Origin of the sequence: Kribbella qitaiheensis, assembly GCF_014217565.1 — a bacterium.
Classification (GTDB): domain Bacteria; phylum Actinomycetota; class Actinomycetes; order Propionibacteriales; family Kribbellaceae; genus Kribbella; species Kribbella qitaiheensis_A.
Window position 1 is genome coordinate 3,047,583 of sequence record NZ_CP043661.1, and the last position, 19,355, is coordinate 3,066,937.

General features: G+C 67.9%; 23 protein-coding genes. 8 read left to right on the plus strand and 15 right to left on the minus strand.

Going from position 1 to position 19,355, the window contains the following annotated elements:
* Positions 1-59 precede the first annotated feature (59 nt).
* Genes F1D05_RS13980 through F1D05_RS13990 form a run of 3 tightly spaced genes read left to right on the plus strand, consistent with a single transcriptional unit; the run spans position 60 to position 2,376 of the window.
* Entirely contained in the window at positions 60-452 is a 393-nt protein-coding gene (locus tag F1D05_RS13980; RefSeq protein ID WP_185448099.1) for a GntR family transcriptional regulator, read from the plus strand.
* Positions 449-1,333, plus strand: a complete 885-nt coding sequence (locus tag F1D05_RS13985; RefSeq protein WP_185448100.1) for an ABC transporter ATP-binding protein — start codon at positions 449-451, stop codon at positions 1,331-1,333. The genes F1D05_RS13980 and F1D05_RS13985 overlap by 4 nt, the downstream gene beginning before the upstream one ends.
* Positions 1,330-2,376, plus strand: coding sequence for an ABC transporter permease subunit (locus tag F1D05_RS13990; protein WP_185448101.1), 1,047 nt, complete (start codon positions 1,330-1,332; stop codon positions 2,374-2,376). Before F1D05_RS13985 ends, F1D05_RS13990 begins: the two co-directional genes overlap by 4 nt.
* Here F1D05_RS13990 and F1D05_RS13995 read toward each other — a convergent pair.
* From F1D05_RS13995 to F1D05_RS14005, 3 genes are all read right to left on the minus strand, one after another.
* A complete protein-coding gene (locus F1D05_RS13995) occupies positions 2,342-3,673 on the minus strand; it encodes an APC family permease (protein WP_246486677.1) in 1,332 nt (443 codons plus the stop codon). The two genes, F1D05_RS13990 and F1D05_RS13995, sit on opposite strands and share 35 nt — an antisense overlap.
* The gene (locus F1D05_RS14000; protein WP_185448102.1) at positions 3,670-4,203 is read right to left on the minus strand and encodes a hypothetical protein; all 534 of its coding nucleotides are present in this window, start codon (positions 4,201-4,203) and stop codon (positions 3,670-3,672) included. Before F1D05_RS14000 ends, F1D05_RS13995 begins: the two co-directional genes overlap by 4 nt.
* Positions 4,204-4,302: 99 nt before the next feature.
* The gene (locus tag F1D05_RS14005; protein ID WP_185448103.1) at positions 4,303-4,863 is read right to left on the minus strand and encodes a TetR/AcrR family transcriptional regulator; all 561 of its coding nucleotides are present in this window, start codon (positions 4,861-4,863) and stop codon (positions 4,303-4,305) included.
* 85 nt (positions 4,864-4,948) lie between these two features.
* Here F1D05_RS14005 and F1D05_RS14010 point away from each other — a divergent pair, with 85 nt between their 5' ends.
* Positions 4,949-5,203, plus strand: coding sequence for a hypothetical protein (locus F1D05_RS14010; protein ID WP_185448104.1), 255 nt, complete (start codon positions 4,949-4,951; stop codon positions 5,201-5,203).
* Here the strand turns inward: F1D05_RS14010 and F1D05_RS14015 are convergent.
* The 5 genes from F1D05_RS14015 to F1D05_RS14035 all read right to left on the minus strand — a co-directional run bounded on the left by F1D05_RS14015 (position 5,200) and on the right by F1D05_RS14035 (position 9,807).
* On the minus strand, positions 5,200-6,063 hold the full coding sequence (locus F1D05_RS14015; RefSeq protein WP_185448105.1) for a class II fructose-bisphosphate aldolase: 864 nt from the start codon (positions 6,061-6,063) through the stop codon (positions 5,200-5,202). The genes F1D05_RS14010 and F1D05_RS14015 overlap by 4 nt on opposite strands.
* 15 nt (positions 6,064-6,078) lie before the next feature.
* Positions 6,079-7,002 (minus strand): 1-phosphofructokinase family hexose kinase, encoded by a 924-nt coding sequence (locus F1D05_RS14020; RefSeq protein WP_206686208.1) that lies wholly within the window; start codon positions 7,000-7,002, stop codon positions 6,079-6,081.
* Entirely contained in the window at positions 6,990-8,120 is a 1,131-nt protein-coding gene (gene nagA / locus F1D05_RS14025; RefSeq protein WP_185448106.1) for an N-acetylglucosamine-6-phosphate deacetylase, read from the minus strand. Before nagA ends, F1D05_RS14020 begins: the two co-directional genes overlap by 13 nt.
* On the minus strand, positions 8,117-9,070 hold the full coding sequence (locus F1D05_RS14030; RefSeq protein ID WP_246486678.1) for an ROK family protein: 954 nt from the start codon (positions 9,068-9,070) through the stop codon (positions 8,117-8,119). The genes nagA and F1D05_RS14030 overlap by 4 nt, the downstream gene beginning before the upstream one ends.
* 104 nt (positions 9,071-9,174) lie before the next feature.
* Entirely contained in the window at positions 9,175-9,807 is a 633-nt protein-coding gene (locus F1D05_RS14035; RefSeq protein WP_185448107.1) for a TetR family transcriptional regulator, read from the minus strand.
* A gap of 418 nt (positions 9,808-10,225) precedes the next feature.
* On the opposite strand from F1D05_RS14035, the gene F1D05_RS14040 reads away from it, so the two are divergent.
* Positions 10,226-10,957 carry a hypothetical protein gene (locus F1D05_RS14040; protein WP_185448108.1) on the plus strand — a complete coding sequence of 244 codons (732 nt, stop codon included), beginning with the start codon at positions 10,226-10,228 and terminating at the stop codon, positions 10,955-10,957.
* Between the two features lie 349 nt (positions 10,958-11,306).
* On the plus strand, positions 11,307-11,507 hold the full coding sequence (locus F1D05_RS14045) for a hypothetical protein (protein ID WP_185448109.1): 201 nt from the start codon (positions 11,307-11,309) through the stop codon (positions 11,505-11,507).
* Between the two features lie 92 nt (positions 11,508-11,599).
* Here F1D05_RS14045 and F1D05_RS14050 read toward each other — a convergent pair whose 3' ends face one another.
* The 4 genes from F1D05_RS14050 to F1D05_RS14065 all read right to left on the minus strand — a co-directional run bounded on the left by F1D05_RS14050 (position 11,600) and on the right by F1D05_RS14065 (position 14,543).
* Complete coding sequence (locus tag F1D05_RS14050; protein WP_185448110.1) at positions 11,600-12,226, minus strand: CGNR zinc finger domain-containing protein; 627 nt, start codon at positions 12,224-12,226, stop codon at positions 11,600-11,602.
* Positions 12,227-12,230: 4 nt separating this feature from the next.
* Positions 12,231-13,196 carry an SPFH domain-containing protein gene (locus F1D05_RS14055; RefSeq protein ID WP_185448111.1) on the minus strand — a complete coding sequence of 322 codons (966 nt, stop codon included), beginning with the start codon at positions 13,194-13,196 and terminating at the stop codon, positions 12,231-12,233.
* The gene (locus tag F1D05_RS14060) at positions 13,196-13,489 is read right to left on the minus strand and encodes a hypothetical protein (RefSeq protein ID WP_246486679.1); all 294 of its coding nucleotides are present in this window, start codon (positions 13,487-13,489) and stop codon (positions 13,196-13,198) included. Before F1D05_RS14060 ends, F1D05_RS14055 begins: the two co-directional genes overlap by 1 nt.
* Positions 13,490-13,811: 322 nt before the next feature.
* Complete coding sequence (locus tag F1D05_RS14065; protein ID WP_185448112.1) at positions 13,812-14,543, minus strand: TetR/AcrR family transcriptional regulator; 732 nt, start codon at positions 14,541-14,543, stop codon at positions 13,812-13,814.
* 148 nt (positions 14,544-14,691) lie between these two features.
* Between F1D05_RS14065 and F1D05_RS14070 the strand changes: the two genes are divergently transcribed.
* Complete coding sequence (locus tag F1D05_RS14070) at positions 14,692-16,890, plus strand: MMPL family transporter (protein WP_185448113.1); 2,199 nt, start codon at positions 14,692-14,694, stop codon at positions 16,888-16,890.
* Here F1D05_RS14070 and pdxH read toward each other — a convergent pair.
* From pdxH to F1D05_RS14080, 3 genes are read right to left on the minus strand one after another with little or no spacing between them, the layout of a single operon-like run.
* Positions 16,839-17,297 (minus strand): pyridoxamine 5'-phosphate oxidase, encoded by a 459-nt coding sequence (gene pdxH, locus F1D05_RS14075; protein ID WP_246486680.1) that lies wholly within the window; start codon positions 17,295-17,297, stop codon positions 16,839-16,841. The genes F1D05_RS14070 and pdxH overlap by 52 nt on opposite strands.
* Entirely contained in the window at positions 17,230-17,481 is a 252-nt protein-coding gene (locus F1D05_RS40200) for a hypothetical protein (protein WP_246486681.1), read from the minus strand. The genes pdxH and F1D05_RS40200 overlap by 68 nt, the downstream gene beginning before the upstream one ends.
* 14 nt (positions 17,482-17,495) lie before the next feature.
* Positions 17,496-18,065 carry a hypothetical protein gene (locus F1D05_RS14080; protein ID WP_185448114.1) on the minus strand — a complete coding sequence of 190 codons (570 nt, stop codon included), beginning with the start codon at positions 18,063-18,065 and terminating at the stop codon, positions 17,496-17,498.
* Positions 18,066-18,195: 130 nt separating this feature from the next.
* On the opposite strand from F1D05_RS14080, the gene F1D05_RS14085 reads away from it, so the two are divergent.
* Positions 18,196-19,308 carry a citrate synthase 2 gene (locus F1D05_RS14085; protein WP_185448115.1) on the plus strand — a complete coding sequence of 371 codons (1,113 nt, stop codon included), beginning with the start codon at positions 18,196-18,198 and terminating at the stop codon, positions 19,306-19,308.
* The last annotated feature ends 47 nt before the right edge of the window (positions 19,309-19,355 follow it).

The following is a 19,355-nucleotide window of genomic DNA, read 5'->3' on the forward strand; positions in this document are numbered from 1 at the left end:
GACGACCGACCCACCCAGCAGCGTATTGTACTAGTTAACTAGATGAATAGGAGAACGCGATGATCGAGTTCCATCTCGACGAGCGGTCGGGCGTCTCGCCCTATCAGCAGATCGTCCAGCAGGTCCGCAACGCGCTCCGGCTGGGGATGCTGCAGGTCGGGGACCGGCTGCCGACCGTCAAAGAGGTGGTCGGCCAGCTCGCCATCAACCCGAACACCGTGCTGAAGGCCTATCGCGAGCTGGAGCACGAAGGCCTGGTCTCGGCGAAGCAGGGCGTCGGGACGTTCGTCACCCAGACGCTCGCCGACACCTCGCTCGCCGCGCACGGGCCGCTCCGGCAGGACCTGCGGCGCTGGCTCACCAAGGCGCGCCGGGCCGGGCTCGACGACGAGAGCATCGAGGCACTTTTCTTGGCCACCTTTCGGACCGCCGCCCAGGAGGAAATAGCGTGAACACAGTGCTGCAGGCCCACGGGTTGGGCAAGAAATACGGGCGGCGCTGGGCGCTGTCCGATTGCACCCTCGAGGTACCGGCCGGCCGGGTCGTCGGACTGGTCGGTCCCAACGGCGCCGGTAAGAGCACGCTGCTGAACCTGGCCGTCGGCTTGCTGACGCCGACCAGCGGCACGATCGAGGTGCTCGGCAGTCCGGCAGGTACCTCGCAGCGGGCGAAGATCGGATTCGTTGCCCAGGACACCCCGACGTACAGCCGGCTGAGCATCGCCGACCATCTACGACTCGGCGCGGGCCTCAACCCGAACTGGGACGATTCCCTCGCCCAGGCCCGGATCCAGCGGCTCGGCCTGAACCCGAAGCAACGGGCCGGCCGGTTGTCCGGCGGTCAGCGCGCCCAACTCGCGCTCACGCTGGGCATCTCGAAGCGGCCTGAGTTGCTGATCCTGGACGAGCCGGTCGCGGCCCTCGATCCGCTGGCCCGGCGGGAGTTCCTCCAGGACCTGATGGAGGCCGTCGCCGAACAGGAGCTGAGCGTCGTCCTGTCGTCCCACCTGGTCTCGGATGTCGAACGGTCCTGCGACTACCTGGTCGTCCTGGTCGACTCCCGGGTGCAGATCAGCGGCGAGATCGAGACCCTGCTGGCGACGCACTACAGGCTCAGTGGACCACGTCGCGACGAGAAGACGCTGCCCGCGGCCCAGCACGTGATCTCGGCGAGCCACACGGATCGCCAGTCCACGTTGGTGATCCGTACCGACCAGCCGATCCTCGATCCCGCCTGGACCGTCAGCCAGCTCTCCCTGGAAGACCTGGTGCTCGCCTATATGGGCCGCGCTGTCACACCCGAATCCCGTCCGGTCCTGGAGGTCCAAAGATGATCTGGCTGACCTGGCGTCAGTTCCGCCTGCAGGCGCTGGTGATCGGCGCCGCGGCGCTGGCGATCGGCTTCGCGCTGATCCTGACCGGACCTGACCTGCTGAACACCTATCAGACCTACAAGTCCGGTTTCCTCGATCAGCTCGAGTTCCAGCAGTGGAACAAGCGTCTGTACATCATCGGCACGATCGCCATGTACGCCGCTCCGCCGCTGATCGGCGCCTTCTGGGGAGCGCCGATGGTCGCGCGCGAACTGGAGGCCGGGACGCACCGGCTGGTCTGGAACCAGAGCATCAGCCGGACCCGCTGGCTGCTCACCAAGCTGGCCATCTCCGGTGGGTCCGCGCTGGTCGTCACCGGCCTGCTCAGCCTCGCGGTGAGCCGCTGGGCCGATCCGATCGACGACGCGGTCGGCGCCGGCCAGCAAACCAACTCGTTCCTGCCCCGGCTGTGGCCCGCGGTGTTCGGCGCCCGCGGCGTCGTACCGATCGGCTACACGGCCTTCGCCTTCGCTCTCGGCGTCGCGATCGGCATCGTCGTACGGCGCAGCCTGGTCGCCGTCGCGATCACCCTGGCGGTGGTGATCGCGGTACAGATCTTCACGCCGACGCTGCTGCGCCCACACCTGGTCACCCCCGCTACGACGACGGTGATCGTGACGACCGAGAACATGCGTGGGATCGAGATCCAGGGATCGCCGACGGATCCTCAAGTGAAGGGGCTCGAGGTCCAGATGGGCGGACCGGGCGACTGGAAACTGTCCGACCGGACGGTGAACTCCGCCGGGAAGCCGCAGGCTTTTCTGCCCACCTGGTTCGGAGCCTGCGCGCCGCCCCCGCCCAATGCGCCGGAAGAGAAGGAACCGCGGCAGAGCCTGCAAACCTGCTTCACCCGGTTGGCGGACGAGGGCTACCGGCAACAGATCAAGTACATCCCGGCCAACCGGTTCTGGGATCTGCAATGGCGCGAGACCGGGGTCTTCTTCGCCCTCGCGTTCCTGCTGGTCGGTTTCAGCGTCTGGCGGATCCGTCGCGACCTGACCTGACCAGCAACCGCAGCAGCAGAGCGATCGCCAGCAGGACGGCGGCCGTGACCACAGCGGCAGGCGGCAAGGTGAAGGCCAGGACGAGACAACCCAGCAAGCCGAGCACATTGACCGCCCGGGGCCAGCGTCGCTGGTCCCGGGGCTGGGTGAAGGCCGCCGCATTGGCGATCGCGTAGTACAGCAGGACGCCGAAAGACGAGAAGCCGATCACGCCGCGAAGGTCGGTGCTGAGGACGAGGACTCCGACCACCACGGCGAGCGCGAGTCCGGCGTGGTGCGGCACTTGGAACCGGGGATGGACCGCCGCCAGCCAGCGCGGCAGGTCCCCGTTCCGGGCCATCGCGAGCGAGGTCCGGCCGATCCCGGCGATCAGGCCGAGTAGCGCGCCGAGGCTCGCCACCGCAGCGCCGGCGCGGACGACCGGTTCGGCCCAGGCGGCGCCGACCGCGTCCACAGCGGCTGCCACTGGTGCGCCCGATCCCGCGATCCCGTCGGGCCCGAGGACCAGGAGCAGGCTCAACCCGACCACGAGATAGAGGCCGACGGCAAGGAAGAGGGCGAGCGAGATCGCCCGCGGGATGGTCCGGGCGGGGTCGCGGACCTCCTCCCCCATCGTCGCGATCCGCGCGTAGCCGGCAAAGGCGAAGAAGAGCAGTCCGGCTGCCTGCAATACGCCGTACGGGCCTGCGCTGGTCGGCCAGGAGGTGGTGTGGTGAGCGGAGGGTGAGACCGCCAGCACGACTACGACCCCGACGAGAATCACCAGGGTGCAGGCGACCAGGACGCGGGTGAGCCTGGCGGTTTTGGTGACGCCTCTGGAGTTCACACCGGCCAGCGCGAGTACTGCGATCAGCGCGACGACACGGCGGATCCAGGCCGGCCCCGGTACGGCGTACGTGGCGAAGGTGAGCGCCATCGCGGCGCAGGATGCGGTCTTCCCCAGCACGAAGGCGCAGCCGGCTGTGTAGCCCCACCACGGGCCCAACCGCTCGCGCCCATAGGCATAGGTCCCACCGGAGACCGGGTAGACCGCGGCCAGTTGCGCGGACGAAGCCGCGTTGCAGTAGGCAACTATTGCCGCGATCACCAACGCGACGAGCAACCAGCCACCTGCTGCCCGGGCGGCCGGCGCCCAGACGGCAAAGACACCGGCACCGACCATCGACCCCAGCCCGATCACCACCGCATCCCGCACCCCCAACCGCCGAACCAGCCCAGGCTGATCGCCGTCGGTCCGCTCGCTGTCGGCCGGCTTCCGGTCGCTCGGCGGGTCTGTGGGGTCCGGGGCGGTGGTCACGGCCGGGGGTCGCTCGCCAGGAGGGCTGCGGCGATCTTTTCTTCGGCCGCCGCGACGGCTTCAGCCGGCGCCGCCGGCATCAGGTCCGCCCAGAGTGGGAGCATCTCGCGACGGGCTTCGAGCATTCCGAGCGGGCGTGGGTAGAACCAGACATGGAAGTGGGCCGAGCCGTCGCCCCAGCGGTAGACGTGCACCCGCGCGATGTCACCGAGCGCCAGGATGGCTCGCTCGATCCGGGCGACCACGCCGCCGTAGCTCGCGGCCATCCGGTCGGGCAGGTCGGCGAACGAGTCGTGATGCTCCCTGCTGGCCAACCACACGATGCCGGGAATGGTGACGTCGACCGCCCGGCAGAGCACCCAGTCCTCGTCACTCCAGAGCGGCGGCTGATGCCCCGAGCGCGCCGGATCGGCGATCCACGCGCAGAACCCGCACGGATCCCCGCCAGGCTCGCCGATCCGTGGCGGCTCGGGGATCACCCGCGGTCCAGGTGCCAGCTTGGTCAGTGGTTCGGCGTACGGCAGTGTCATGGCGACCGTCCCTCTCGAAGGCGCCTCCTCGGCGCTCGGATCTGATGCACCTATGAAACGCCAACGTTGCAGTTTCTGCAACACCTATGTTGCAGAGGATCAGGGATCGACCATGCCACGCAGGACCAGGTCCAGCGTCAGCGAGCGGACCCTGGACCGGGACCAGTGATGCCGTCCGCGCATGTGGACGTAAGTGAAAGCGGCACTCACGAGCAACACCTCGGCAACGTCGCTGATCCGTCCCCGGGGATGGAGGGAGCCGTCCGCCACCCCCTCGCGCAGGAAGCGTTCGAACGGATCCAGGAAGGAGACCGAGCCGTTGCGTTCCTGCTCGCGATGGAAGATCAGGTCGGAGGACAACACCAGCGGGATGTGCCGGTCGATCACCTCGAACAAGGCGGTCAGGGTGCGCAGCAGGTTCTCCCGGCCGGAGCCGTGCGCGGCGAGCACCGGCCACATGGTGTCGCGGTAGTCCTGCGCCAGGTCGTCGAGCAGGGCGTTCAGCAGCGTCTCGACGGACAGACCCTGGCGCCACAGGGTGACGCGGGACCGGCCGACACGTTCGGCGACCCGCTCCAGCGTGACGCCGTTCCAGCCGTGCTCGGCCAGCACCTCGACCGTGGCTGCCCGCAGGGTCTGGTCCACCGTGGTTGCCGTCATACCGATCGACTCCTCAGCCAGGGCGCTCTTGTGAAACATGAACGTTGCATTGCAAGATGACTCTACCAACCGCCGAGGAGGATGCGTGGACGGCAGAACCGAGCTGCGGCTGCAGCTCACCCCGCAGGAGCTGGCCGGCATCGCGGCCCTGACCGCCGGCGTGTCCGGTGTCAACGAGTCGGAGGTCTCTCCGGAGGACGCCGTGGTGGCCGCGATCGAGTTCGCGCTGACACGGCTGATCGACGACTACGAGGTGCCGGACGCGAGCGCCCGTGACCAGGTGCGGATCGCCCGCGACCAGCTCCGCGCCGGCTGGGTCCGCGGCAACGCCTCGCTCTAGATCGCCGTCAACTGCTGCGGAACCCAGATCGCCTTCAGCAAGGTGAGAAGGCGGGCTACCTCGGTGGCGACCGCGGTACGGGCCGGGCCCAGGTATTTGCGGGTGTCAACCAAGGTGGGGTTGGCAGCGAGGGTCTCGCGGACCGAGGCGGTGAAGACGTTGTTGAGGTGGGTGGCGATATTGACCTTCGTCATCCCGGCCTCGACAGCGCGGGTCAGGTCCGCGTCCGCGACACCCGAAGATCCGTGCAGAACAAGGGGAACCCGTACTGCGGCGCGCAGTTCCGCGATCAGCGCGAAGTCGAGCTCGGCGGTGCGCTCGGTCATCGCGTGGGAGGAGCCGACGGCGACCGCGAGGGCGTCGACACCGGTTGCCTCGGCGAAGGCGAGGGCTTCGTCAGGGCGCGTGCGGGCGCCAGGCGCGTGGACGCCGTCCTTGCCGCCGACCTCACCGATCTCCGCCTCGACGAAGACACCGTGATCGTGGCAGAACTTGGTCACCTCGGTGGTCACCGCGACATTGTCGGCGTACTCGAGCTTGGAGGCGTCGAACATCACCGAGGTGAAGCCGAGCGACACCGCCTCACTGACCAGGTCGCGATCCATCGCGTGGTCGAGATGCACCACGACCGGCACTGTCGACGCCGACGCGGCGGCCAGAGTGGCAACGCCGATGGGCTTCAGCGCGCCGTGATACTTCACCGCGTTCTCGCTGATCTGCAGGATGACCGGCGCACCGACCTGCTCGGCCCCTGCGATCAGCGCGGTCGCGTGCTCCAGCTGGATCACGTTGAACGCGCCGACGCCCTTGCCCGCCTTCGCGGCACCCAGCACGACCTCGGCTCCGGAAACCAACGGCATCTCGAACTCCCTTGTCTACAAACTTTGGACGGCGACCTGCGGCTGCCACCGCCGGTACGCCGATAGGTCGATGTCGCCGGCAACCGGTGTCAGGACGGCCGCCGCTGAGGCAGCTACGGCCGACTTGAGTACTACGGACCAGTCGGGCTCGGGTGATTCCGCGACGGCGGCCGCGACCACCGCAGTACAGGCATCTCCTGCGCCAGTGGGGTTTCCGGCTACGCGCTCGACCGGCAGCGCACGCCAGGCACCACTCTTGCTGGCGGCAACCATCCCGCGCGAACCGTCCGTGATGACGGCAGCTGTGGCCCCGGCGACGACTAGTTGCCTCGCGCCTTCTTCGACAGAGATGTCGTTGCCCAGGGCATCGCGCAGCTCGGCCGCATTGGAGCGGACGACAGCGCCTGCCTTCGCCGCGGCGACCAGCGCTTCACCACCGGCGTCGATCACGGTGAGTACGTCGTGATGCCGCGCCCGGACAGCGAGCTCCGCATAGGCATCGGCCGGAAGTCCAGGCGGCAGACTTCCCGAACACGCCAGTACGCCGAGCCTGCCCCACGGCATCCGGTCATGGAAGGCGCGCCACTCGTCATCCGAGATGGACGGCCCCTGCTCGTTGAAGATCGTCGCGTCACCGTCGACACCGTTGACGATGGCAACAGTCCGGCGGGTCTCGCCTCTGATCGGTGTCAGCAGGGCGGTCAGTCCGGCATCGAAAAGCTCTTCGGCGACGAGCTCGCCGGTCACTCCACCGACGAACCCAAGTGCGAGGACCTGATGGCCCAGCGTCGCCGCGACCCTTGCCACGTTGACACCCTTGCCACCTGCGCGCTGCCGCGGATCGGTGACCCGGTGGCTGCCGCCGACAACAAGCTCGTCGACGCTGTAGGTGACGTCGAGCGCCAGGTTGAGAGTGACGGTGCCGATCAATCCAGCCACGCGCCGGCCCGCATCACCTTACGGACGGCGTACTCCTCGTCCAGGAGAACAAGATCGGCCCGTTTGCCGGTCTCGATACCACCCACGTTGTACCAACCGAACGCCTCGGCCGGCGTGGTCGACGCCATCCGCGACGCGTCGACCAGGGACGTCCCGGCCTTGACCGCGTTGGCGAACGCGACATCCATCGTCAAGGTGCTGCCGGCGATCGAATGGGTGCCGTGGGCAAGTGTCGCCAGCCCGTCCTTCACATCGACCTCGAGACTGCCGAGCAGGTAGCGCCCGTTCGGCATTCCGGTCGCGATCATCGCGTCGGTGATCAGCGCGATCCGGTTCACACCGGCCGCGGCCAGGGCGACCCGAACCACCTGCGGATCCAGGTGCATTCCGTCGTTGATCACCTCGAGCAGCAGCCGCGGATCGTTCAGCGCGGCGCCGACCGGACCCGGGTCGCGGTGATGGAACGGCCGCATCCCGTTGAAGAGATGGGTCGCCACCGTCGCGCCGGCATCCGCCCCGGCGATCATCTGTTCGTACGTCGCGTCCGTGTGCCCGAGCGCCGCGACCACGCCGGCGTCGACGACCTGACGGATCGCGTCCAGCCCGCTCGGCAGCTCCGGCGCGATCGTCACCATCTTCACCGCGTCGCCGAGCACCTTCGCGACATCACCCTCGACCGGGTCGCGCAGCAGCGTCGGCTCGTGCGCGCCACAACTGGCCTCCGACAGGAACGGGCCTTCGAGGTGTACGCCGGCGATCACGCCGTCGGTGACCAGATCGGCCAGGCAGGCGGTCTGACTGACGAGCTCGTCGAGCGGTCCGGTGACCAGGCTCGCCATCGTCGTGGTGGTGCCGTGCCTGGCATGGAAGGCCGCGACCTTGCGGGCCTCCTCGGGGTCGGTCGTCGAGTACGTCGAACCGCCACCGCCGTGCGTGTGAATGTCGACGAAGCCGGGGACCACCGTGACGTCGCCGAGGTCCTCGGGGCGCTGCCCGTCGGCCGGCATCCCGTCGGACCGGCGGCCGAAGGCGAAGATGTCGCTGTCGACCACCTGGATCCAGGCGTTCTCGAGTACGTCGTCGGGCGTGACCAGGCGGCCCACGCGATACGTCGTCATACCGGCTGTTCTCCACTCTCTTCGGCGGTGACGCTGTCCCAGGCCATCAAAGCGGCACCTAGACAACCGGCCTCTTCGCCGAGGACGGCGGCGACGATCTCCGGGTTGCGCTGGAACGTCAGCCGCGCGGTGACACCCTCGCGCAGCGGCGCCAGCAGGGTTTCACCGGCTCCGACCAGCCCGCCGCCGATGGCGATCCGGGTCGGCGCGACCAGGGTCGTGTAGAGGACCAGGGCGTCGATCAGAGCGGCCATCGCTTCCTTCCAGACGGCCTCGGCGTCGGGATCGCCTTCCGCGAGGAGCTCGAGAACCTCACGGGAGCCGTCGACGACCCGGCCCGTGCGTACGCCGTACCGTCTTGCCAAGGCGGCGGCAGAGGCGACCGTCTCGAGGCAGCCCCATTGGCCGCAGGCGCAGAGCTCGGCGGCTTCGCCGTTCACGAACCGGGTGTGGCCGAGCTCCCCGGCGTATCCGTCACCGCTGACCAGCGAACCGTCGACGACCATGGCCGCCGCGATCCCGGTACCGAGCGGGAGGAAGAGCGAGTTCGTCGTACCGGTCAGGGCGCCTTGGCGGAGCTCGGCGTAGCCGCCCGCGCGGACGTCGTGCGCCAGGATCACGTGCTGGTCGTGGCCGATCGCAGCCTTCAGCTCCGCGAGCACCGGCGTACCGGCCCAGGCGAGGTTCTCGGCTCCGACGGTGCCCGTCGCGGCGTCGATGATGCCGGGCACCACGACCCCGACGGCCCGGACCCGGTGGCCGTCGGCGGCCGCCTTCTGGCCCAGTTCGACGACGGTTTCGAGCAGGGCTTCGAGCACGGCGCGGCCCCCGGCCTCCCGGGGTGTCGGCCTGGTCTCGCGGTGCAGCACGGCACCGTCGGCGGCGACCAGGCCGCACTTCATCCGGGTTCCACCGAGATCGACGGCAACCACGACTTCACAGGGGTCCACGGAGTGCCATTATGCAGCGTTATCGCACGGTTCGAACATCCGCGAGCATTTTCTGGACACCCTCGACGGGACCAATCAGCCCAGACCCCGCTTCACACAGCTGTTCAAGCGCGGAGGCCCCGGTCGAAGGCGGCGACCAGGAACGCGATCAGGTTCTCGGCCAGCTTGCCCGGATCGTCGACCGGATCGACCGCGTCCCCCGGCGGCTTGGCGAGCGCCTGCGATTGGTGCAGGGCGAGCAGCCCGAGCATGTTCACGTAGCCGAACGCGACCGACTCCGGCGCGGACCTCGGCAACGCGGCCTGCAATGCCGCCAGATACCTCGCCTCGACCGGATCCGACTCGGCGGCGTACAGTTCGCGGATCCGCTGACTCGGGTCGAACGCGATCCGGCCGATGAACCTGGCGACCACCGGCCCGCGCTCACCGCGGCGTAGTACGAGATCAAGTCCTGGCTCGACGAACGCGCGGATCAACTGCTCGGCCGTCGGCCGGCCTTTCGCCTCCAACTGGTCCAGCCGGCGCCGGCGCTCGGTGTTCACCGGCGCCATCGCCCGAGCGACCGCGGCCCGGAGCAACGCTTCCTTCGAACCGAAGTGATAGTTCACAGCGGCGATATTGGCTGCTGCCGCGACCGTGATGGCTCGCAGCGAGGTACCTTCGTAACCCCCCTCGCCGAACCTCTGCTCGGCGATGTTGAGCAATCTTTCCCGGGTTGATTCCACGGGTGTTTCCACAGAGTTCTCCTTCCCCCCGGCCACTGCTCGCTCAGGCACCCCACCTGCTCACGCGCCGTAGCCTGCAGTCAGCATAGTTCAAACGGACGTTTGAATGAGAGTGGTCGGAGCAGTAAATCTGCAAAGTTCTTCAGAAAACGCAGGATTCCTCGCAAATTCCCCTGCAATCGATGCCACACCTAACCCCTCCAACCCCTCCAACCAGCCGAAGCCAGACCACCCAGCTCGGCCTCACCACCCACCCTTACCCCACCCAATCCCCCGCAAGCCCGCCCATATCCACCCCAGTTGCCGCTCCCCTCGGCTCATCGCCCTGTGCCTCCGCCCACCTCGCCTTCGTTCCCTCACCTTCACCACAGAGCGACCGATCCGACCCGCAGCCCCGCCCCCTCGCCTTGCGGGGTTAGGGTCTTTGGCCATGACCAGTGAGGTGGTGCGGATCGCTCCGCGGTTCCGGGGCCCCGCCCAATCGGGCAATGGCGGTTACGTCGCCGGAAGAGTCGGTACTGCGCTCGCCGGGGTCGCCGTCGACGGCACGGTCCCGCGAGTACGCCTGATGGTTCCGCCACCGATGCAACTCGACCTCGACCTGACCGTCGACACCAACGCCGCCCGCCTGACCACCGGCGAGACTCTGGTCGCCGAGGCAGTCCCCGTCGACGCGGAGACCCTGGCGGACGCGGCGATCGACCCAGTCACCCCCGACGAGGCGCGCGCGGCAGAAGCGTCGTACAGGGGTCTTTCCAACCACCCATTCCCAGGTTGCTTCGTCTGCGGCCCCGAGAACACAGAAGGCCTCCACCTGCGCCCAGGCCCGCTCGGCGACGGCCGTACCGCCTGCACCTGGCGCCCAGCCGCCGACCTGACCGGCCCGGACGGCCTGGTCGATCCCGTCTATCTCTGGTCAGCCCTCGACTGCCCCGGCGGTTGGACGATCGACCTCGATGGCCGCCCGTCGGTCCTCGGCCAGATGACCGCCCGCGTCGACGCCCGCCCATCCGCCGGCGAAACCTGCGTCATCATGGGCCGCATCCTCGCCGAGGACGGCCGCAAAACCCACACCGCCACCACCCTCTACGACGCCGACGGCCGAATCCTCGCCCGCGCCCGCCACACCTGGATCCTGGTAAACCCGGCCCTCTTCAACTGACCGACCTAGTTCTTCGGCTTGAGGTTGCTGCCGGGGCGGAGCGCCGCTGTCGTCGAGATCGGCCAGGACCGCAGGCAGGCCGACGCTCAGCATCTCCGCCGGACCCCGCCCAGTAGCTGTGCCATGAAGAACCCGCCGATCCCGGTGAATCCCGTGTGCTCCTAGGTGAAACGCGTGCCCCCAGCCTGCGGCTCAAGTCGATAGACGACCTCCGTCACGTCGCCGCCACCGCGCCGCCACCCTCCTCACCACGGGCCTAACCCCCTTCAACCCCTAACCGCCGACGCCCGCCACGTCGCAGTACCGGATCGACGTTGAGTTCCTGCGAGTTGGCAACTACCTAGGAACTATGGTCGAACCGCAGGAAGTCACCTTCTCCGACCTGCTTCAGCACCCCAACCGCACGGTTGCCCAGCTGAAGACAAGCCGGAGCCGCACGCTGCTGGTGCACCGTCGGGGCGCCGAGGACGATCTGATCCTGACCACCGCCACCCGGGCAGCCAGGACGGCGAGCTGGTCGACGTCGCCATCCGACTGCTGCGAGCGGTGATGAGCAACCTCGCAGCCAACGAGCCGCGACGGAGGAGCTGCGTGGGTGCTTTCCCCGTCGTACGTGGGTGTTTTCCCCTTGGTACGTGGGTGTTAGCGGGTTCTGGCTGCGTGGGCTCGGACTTTGGCTCTGTTGCCGCAGGTGGACATGGAGCACCAGCGGCGGCGGCCTCTTGGGTCCAGGAAGAGCCAGCCGCAGGCGTCGCCGGGGCAGGCTCGGATGTGGTCGCGGGAAGGGCCTGTCAAGAGGTCTGCTGCGAGGAGGGCCAGCTGGTCCAAAGGGAGGCCGAGGTCTTCCGGTAGGTCCCATGCGGCGCGGAAGCCGTTGCCGTCGGCCGGTACTGCGAGGAGCCTTCGGCGGGCGCCGGCTTGGTCGATCACCCGGGCGGCGGCGTCGAAGGAACCCGCTGCGCCCGAGTCGGTGAGTACGTCGTACAGGTCGGCGCGGAACTCGAGAGCCGCTTCCAGCCGGCGGGCGGCGTCGGTGGGTTTGACGGCGGCTTGCTCGATCAGCCGGAAGACGCTCGCGTCGGTGAGCAGCCCGACGTACCCCGTCCAGATCACCAGCGCCTGGTACGACGTGAGCCATTCGCTCCGGGCGGGCCCTCGGCCGGCCCACTCGGAACGGGTGTTCAGGAAGTCGAGGACCGGGTCAGCGCCGACCGGCCTGGGCAGGACGACGCCCTGCACCAGCTCGAGATGGGACGGCAGCGCGGACATGGGTTCAGCGCGGCGTCGTCGTCGGAGTGGGCACCGGGATGCTCACGTTGCCGTTCTGCGGAATCACCATGAACTGGATTTTGCCCGACTCGATCGCGGATTTCAGCAGGTAACCCTGTGACCCCAGCAACGCGACCTGCTGCTTGACGGACTGCAGTTCGACGTTGATCTGCTGGTTCTTCTGCTCCTGCGCCTGCTTGGCGAGCTCGGCCCGCTGCTTGGCTTCGAGCCCGTCGATGATGCCCTTGTCCAGCGGCGTCGGCTTCTGGATCGTGAAGGACAGCTCGCCGCACGCGTTCCCACCGGTGTACGACGGGCCGCAGAAGTAGTCGCCGCCGACGGCAGCCGGCAGCAGCTCGGTGAACTTGGTAGCGGCCGCGCTCTGGAATTTCGTCTTGCGAGCCTCGTTGTTGTAGAGCTCGTTCCACAGGTAGTCGGTGGCGACGGCAGCCAGCGCCCGGTCGATCTGCGGCCGGAAGTAGGACTGCAGCATCGCGTCCCAGCCTGCCTGCGTGTAGGCGTCGGTCTTCAGGCCGATCCGCTCGTGGAACTGCTGAATCACCTTCGGGTCCCGGTTCAGCGTGAAGTAGACCTGCACCCGTACGCCGAGCCGCACGTTGTCCTTGCTCACCACGGTGACCTCGTCGGCGTTGTCGGTGTCCGCGCCGGCGCCGCCGATGATGTAGGACCGCTGATCGATCGGGTACGTGTACAGCTTGTCGCCGGGCCCGATCAGCTTGTTCGTCGAACCGGGCGGCACGATCGACTTGAACTTCTTGTCCTCGATCACGCCGCCGCCGTAGTGCAGCCCGATCCGGTTCGCGTCCGTGCTGGCGAAGTTGAAGATGTTGAACAGGATGATCAACGCGATCACCGCGAGGACCAGACCGCCGATCACTTTCATCTTCACGTTGCCGCCTTTACTCAGCCGATTCTCGGCGGCCGCGGTCGCGTTCCCCAGCTTTGCCATCAGTGGTCGAGCTCCTTGCCCTCGGTGAGTCGCCGGAGGTCGGCGATCGTCAGGTCGGCGGTCAGCGCGACGTCGCGCGGGACCGACGGATGCGAGCTGAGCGTACGCAGGCCCTGCTCGGCAGCCGCGACCGCCTTCTCGAGCCTCCGGACCTCCCCCATCAGCGCCTTCGTCTCGGCGTTGAGCTCGGTCACGGTCTGCTCTGCGATGGCAGCCCGGCGGTACGACGACCACGCGAACCAGACGGTTCCGACCAGCAGCACGATGACGGGCAATCCGAGCCTGAAGACCATGTCTGCAATGGGACCACAGGAGGTCGTTCCACTGTCGGTGAAAACTCCCTTGATCAGCTCCTGGTCGCGACGTAGGTTTCAGTTACACGCGAAGGGAGGTGGTCCAAGGTATGAATTTCACTCGGACTCGTGAGGTGGCGGCGGGCTGACCGCCAACCACTAATTCAGTGGGCAAGTGGTCGGCCAGTTCAACGCCAGCCACCGGATCCGTGGACAGTCAGGAAAGTCCGCCTGACCCCGAGCTCGACCACCCGGTCGTGTCTCCGGAAGCGTCCACGGGTCTTTTTATTTCTCCGAACGCCGGTACGCCGCGCCCGATCGCTCAGCCGGGCAGAGCCTCGTCGGCCGGTGGGCAGTCCAACCCGAGCGCCTCGCCGATCTCGCGCAACTGCGCCGCAAAGTACGCGCCTGCGTCGTCCAGCGCCCAGTGCAGCTGGCCGAAGACCTCCATGCAGATCAGGCCGTACAGCCGGGTCCAGTAGGTCAGCGCCAGATAGACCGCTCCGGCCGGCATCCCGTCGAAGACCTCCGACTTCTGTTCGAGCTGCGCGACCAGTTCCGTCCCGAGCACCTCGTCCGCCGGACTCTCGAACGGCTGCAGATGCCACACCTTCGCCACCAGGTCCTTGAACACCGCCCCGAACCGCATCGCCGCCTGGTGGTTCTCGGTGAACTCGTGCCCCGGATCGAGCGGGTTCGGAGCCGGCGCACCGAACAGCAATCCGAACTCCGCCGGATGGGCCAGCGCCCAATCCCTTAGCCCGCCGGCGATCAGGAACAGTTGCTCGCCGAGATCCGACGCCGGGTCGCCGTCACGCAGACCGACCAGGTACGCCGTGAGCTCGTCGTACAGGTCGGCGATCAGCGCCGAGATGAGGTCCTCATGGCTGGCGAAGTACCGGTAGAGCGCGGGCGCACTGAGTCCGAGCTCGCGGGCGACGGCGCGCAGCCCGACCGCGGACACGCCACCTTCGACCAGCAGCTTCCGCGCCGCGGCTTTGATCTCCGCCACCGTCGCGGCCCGCTGCCGATCCCGCCGGCTCTCGCCCTCCACCTCGACCTACTCCTTCTCCGTCGCCCCGAACCGTACCGCGAACTCCTTGACAGCCAGGCCCGACATGCGGTTCAGTTTACACCGTTAACTGTTAACGGTGTTCACTAAAGCGACCACTGTTAAATCTTCGCCCAGAGGGAGCACGATCGTGTTCGAAAGGCTCGGCAGATTCAACTACCGGCACCGCCGCCTGGTGCTAGCTCTGACCGGCCTGTTCGTGGTGGCCGCGATCGCCTGGGGCACCGGGGTGTTCGGCTCATTGGCGAACGGCGGTTTCGAGGCGCCGGACACGGAGGCAGCCCGCGCCGTCCGCACGATCGAGCAGAGCATCGGCCGGGCCGGCACCGATGTGGTCGTGCTCTACCGCAGCCCGACGCAGACGACGAGCGCCCCCGCCTTCCGCAGCGCTGTCGAGCAGCACCTCGCGGACCTGCCCTCCAGGGAAGTGCTCGGCACCACGACCTTCTGGAGCACCAAGTCCCCCGCCTTCGTCTCCAAGGACCAGCACTCGACGTACGCCGTACTCACGCTGGCCGGCGCGGATCCCGACGAGCGGCTGGCCACCTTCCGCAAGATCGCCGACCAGGTCCGGCAGGCACCGGCCGGGCTCGACGTGAAGATCGGCGGCGAGGACGGCATCAACGACGAGATCAACGCCCAGACCGAGCACGACATCGTGAACGCGGAGACGATCTCGCTGCCGATCGTGCTGATCCTGCTGGTGATCGTCTTCGGCGGCCTGGTCGCCGCGAGTCTGCCGTTGTTCGTGGGCGCTCTGGCGATTCTCGGCGCCTTCGTCGTACTGCGCGCGCTGACCACCTTCACTGACGTCTCCGTGTTCTCGATCAACATCGTCACGATGATCGGACTGGGACTGGCGATCGACTACGCGCTGTTCATCGTCACCCGGTTCCGCGAACAACTTGCTCTCGGCAACGACGTGGAAACTGCGCTGACAGTCACGATGGGCACGGCCGGGCGGACGGTCGCGTTCTCTGGAGTCACCGTCGGAGTTGCGATCTCCAGCCTGGTGTTGTTCCCGGTGATGTTCCTGCGTTCGATGGCGTACGGCGGGGCCGCTGCCGTGCTGGTGGCCATGTTCGCCGCCCTGACCGCGCTACCCGCGTTGCTTGCGGTGCTTGGCGATCGGGTGAACAAGCTGCGAGTTCCCTGGCTGGCAAGGCGAGGCGGGCTCGGCGCGACCGAGCACGGCCCGTGGTACCGGCTCGCGCAGAGCGTGATGCGGCGCCCGATCCGCTACGTCGTAGTACTGGTTCCGCTTCTGCTCGTGCTCGGAATCCCTTTCCTGCAAGTGCAACTAGGCGGTGTGGACCACCGAGCGCTACCGGCCGGCTCGGACAGCCGTACGGTCACCGAGACCCTGCAGAACGACTTCGCCGGCGCCGGCGGATCCGACGTACTGGTGGCCGTCCGTTTCACCACACCGCCGGCAGATGCACAGCAAGCGCTAGCTCCCTACATCCAGCAGCTCGGCCAGGTGCGTGATGTGCAGGACGTGCAGCTCACCGGCTACAAGAACGGTGTCGCCTCCGTCCAGGTCCACACCCACTACACGTCCCAGGAACTGCCGGCACGCGATGTGGTGAAGGCGGTCCGTGCCGTGCAGCCGCCCGCCGGAACCACTGTCGAAGTAGGCGGCGACACTGCCGCTCTGGTCGATCTCTTACACGTACTACGTGAGCGCGTGCCGTGGATGGCCGGGTTCATCGTGCTAGTGACATTCATCCTGCTGTTCGTTGCCTTTGGCTCCTTTGTCCTTCCGGCCAAGGCCCTGCTGATGAACGTGCTTTCACTCTCGGCGTCCTTCGGCGCGATGGTGTGGATCTTCCAGGAGGGCCACCTGACCGGCCTGCTCGACTTCACCCCGTCGGGGTTCCTGGACGCGACCAACCCGGTACTGCTGTTCGCGGTGTTGTTCGGGCTGTCGATGGACTACGAGGTGTTCCTGCTCAGCCGCATCCGCGAGGAGTACGACCGGACCGGCGACAACACCCGCTCGGTCGCACTCGGCCTGCAGCGAACCGGTGGGATCATCACCAGCGCCGCACTGCTGCTGATCATCGTGGTCGGCGCCTTCGCCACCTCAGGCATCGTGTTCGTCAAGATGATCGGCGTCGGCCTGGTGATCGCGATCCTCCTCGACGCGACCGTCGTACGGGCCCTACTGGTCCCGGCCACCATGCGCCTACTCGGCCGAGCCAACTGGTGGGCGCCGGGCCCACTGGCCCGCTGGTGGCAACAACACGGCTTCCGCGAGACCGGGCCGGTCCAAGATCAGGGCTGGAGTCGGACTAGTTCCCAGGAAGAGGAGCTCGTGCGCCGGTAGGCGAGGCGGTCGTGGAGGCGGCCGGTGCGGCCTTGCCAGAACTCGAAGGCTTCGGGGCGGATGCGGTAGCCGCCCCAGAAGTAGGGGGTCGAGATCTCGGTGCCGTCCGGCCACTGCCGCTCGTACGAGGTGTACTGCAGGTCCAGCTCCTCCCGGCTCTCCACCGGCTGGCTCTGCTGGGAGGCCCAGGCGCCCAGCTGGGAACCGCGCGGCCGGCTGGCGAAGTACGCGTCGACCTCGTCGGACGCGACCTTCTCGACTACACCCTCGACCCGGACCTGGCGCTCCATGGCGTGCCAGGGGAACACCAGAGCGCAGTACGGGTTGGCGGCGAGGTCGTCAGCCTTGCGGGACTGCTGGTTGGTGTAGAAGACGAAGCCGCGCTCGTCCAGACCCTTCAGCAGCACAGTCCGCGCCGACGGACGGCCGTCCGCGTCGGCCCGTGGCGATCACCATCGCGTTCGGCTCCGCGAGCCCCGCCTCGGTGGCCTGCGCGAGCCACTTGCCGAACTGCACGATCGGGTCGGCATCGACCTGGCTCTCGAGCAACTCCCCCAGCCCGTACGTCTCCCGCATCTCTCCAAGATCCACAGCCCGAGCCTAGATCAGCGGTGCTGCGGACCATCCTGCGGCGGGTAGCCCTGCTGGCCCGGCTGCTGGCCGGGTGCGTACTGGCCGGGGTACTGCTGGCCAGGAAACGTCTGGCCGGGTTGGTAGTACCCCGGTACGTCCTGCCGCGGTCGCGGAGTACTCCGGGCGTCGGTGATCCAGCGCCGTACGCCTAGCACCAGCAGGATGCCGCCGATGAAGAGCACCGAGCCGTCCCACACGAGGTAGCCGGCCATATCCGTGCCCGGAACCACGAACAGCTTGGCGAGGTCGAAAGCCAGATGCAGCGGCAGGACGAACGCCGCCGCTCCCACGATCGTCAGCAAGAGTCCAGCACCCACCAGCGCGCCGGCGGCGAGCGCCCGGATCGACAGCACGAAGCCGGCCAGCAGCGACACCACCACGATGAGCAGCACCCAAGGAAGCCCGTGCACCATGCTGTTGTCGAACCGCGCGGTCCGTTGATAGTTGAGTTTGATGCCGGCGTAGTTGACCAGCGTCGTGGCGACCCAGGCCACTACGATCCCGATCAGCAGCCCGAGCAGCGGGTTCGGCTTGGTAGGCATGCGAGCGAGAGTAGTCGCCGAACCGGTCACAGATCTGTCCGTCCGGTGAGGCGGCGACCTGCGCTTCCTCGCCACCACCAACAAGTTTATGCTGCCTGGGCGCCATAACCGACAAGGGAGTCAGCGGCTGATGTCAGATCCGAAAACCGAGGTTCAGCACGGTCTGGAGGGAGTCGTCGCCTTCGACACCCAGATCGCCGAGCCGGACAAGGAAGGCTCGGCGCTGCGCTACCGCGGAGTCGACATCGAGGATCTGGTCGGCCGGGTGCCGTTCGAGAACGTCTGGGGACTGCTCGTCGACGGCTCGTTCACCCCGGGTCTGCCACCGGCCGAGCCGTTCCCGCTGCCGGTGCACACCGGCGATATCCGGGTCGACGTCCAGTCCGCGCTGGCGATGCTCGCCCCGGCCTGGGGCCTGCGGCAGCTGTACGACATCGACGACACGCAGGCCCGCGACGACCTGTCCCGGGCTGCAGTGATGGCCCTTTCGTACGTCGCTCAGGCCGCGCGCGGCATCGGGCAGCCGATGGTCCCGCAGCGTGAGGTGGACAAGGCGTCCACCATCACCGAGCGCTTCATGATCCGCTGGCGCGGCGAGCCCGACCCCAAGCACGTCAAGGCAGTCGACGCGTACTGGACCTCTGCCGCCGAGCACGGCATGAACGCCTCCACCTTCACCGCCCGGGTGATCGCCTCGACCGGTGCCGACGTTGCTGCCGCACTGTCGGGTGCTGTCGGGGCCATGTCCGGCCCGCTGCACGGCGGTGCACCGGCACGGGTGCTGACGATGATCGAAGGCGTCGAGAAGAGCGGTGACGCCCGCTCCTATGTGAAGGGTCTGCTGGACGCAGGTGAGCGGCTGATGGGCTTCGGCCACCGCGTGTACCGCGCCGAGGACCCGCGCGCCCGCGTACTTCGCCGTACGGCGCAGGAGCTGGACGCACCGCGCTACGAGGTCGCCGAGGCGCTGGAGAAGGCCGCACTAGCCGAGCTGCGCGAACGCCGCCCGGACCGGGTGCTGGAGACCAACGTCGAGTTCTGGGCCGCGATCGTGCTCGACTTCGCCGAGGTCCCGCCGCCGATGTTCACCTCCATGTTCACCTGCGCCCGTACCGCGGGTTGGAGCGCGCACGTCCTGGAGCAGAAGCGCACCGGCCGCCTGATCCGCCCATCGGCGATCTACTCCGGCCCGGACCCGCGCCCCGCCACCGCCATCGAGGGCTGGAACCCCAACTGGGCCTAGCACCTCGCGTCCGAAGAACTGGCCGCTATGTCCCGCCGGTTCTTCGG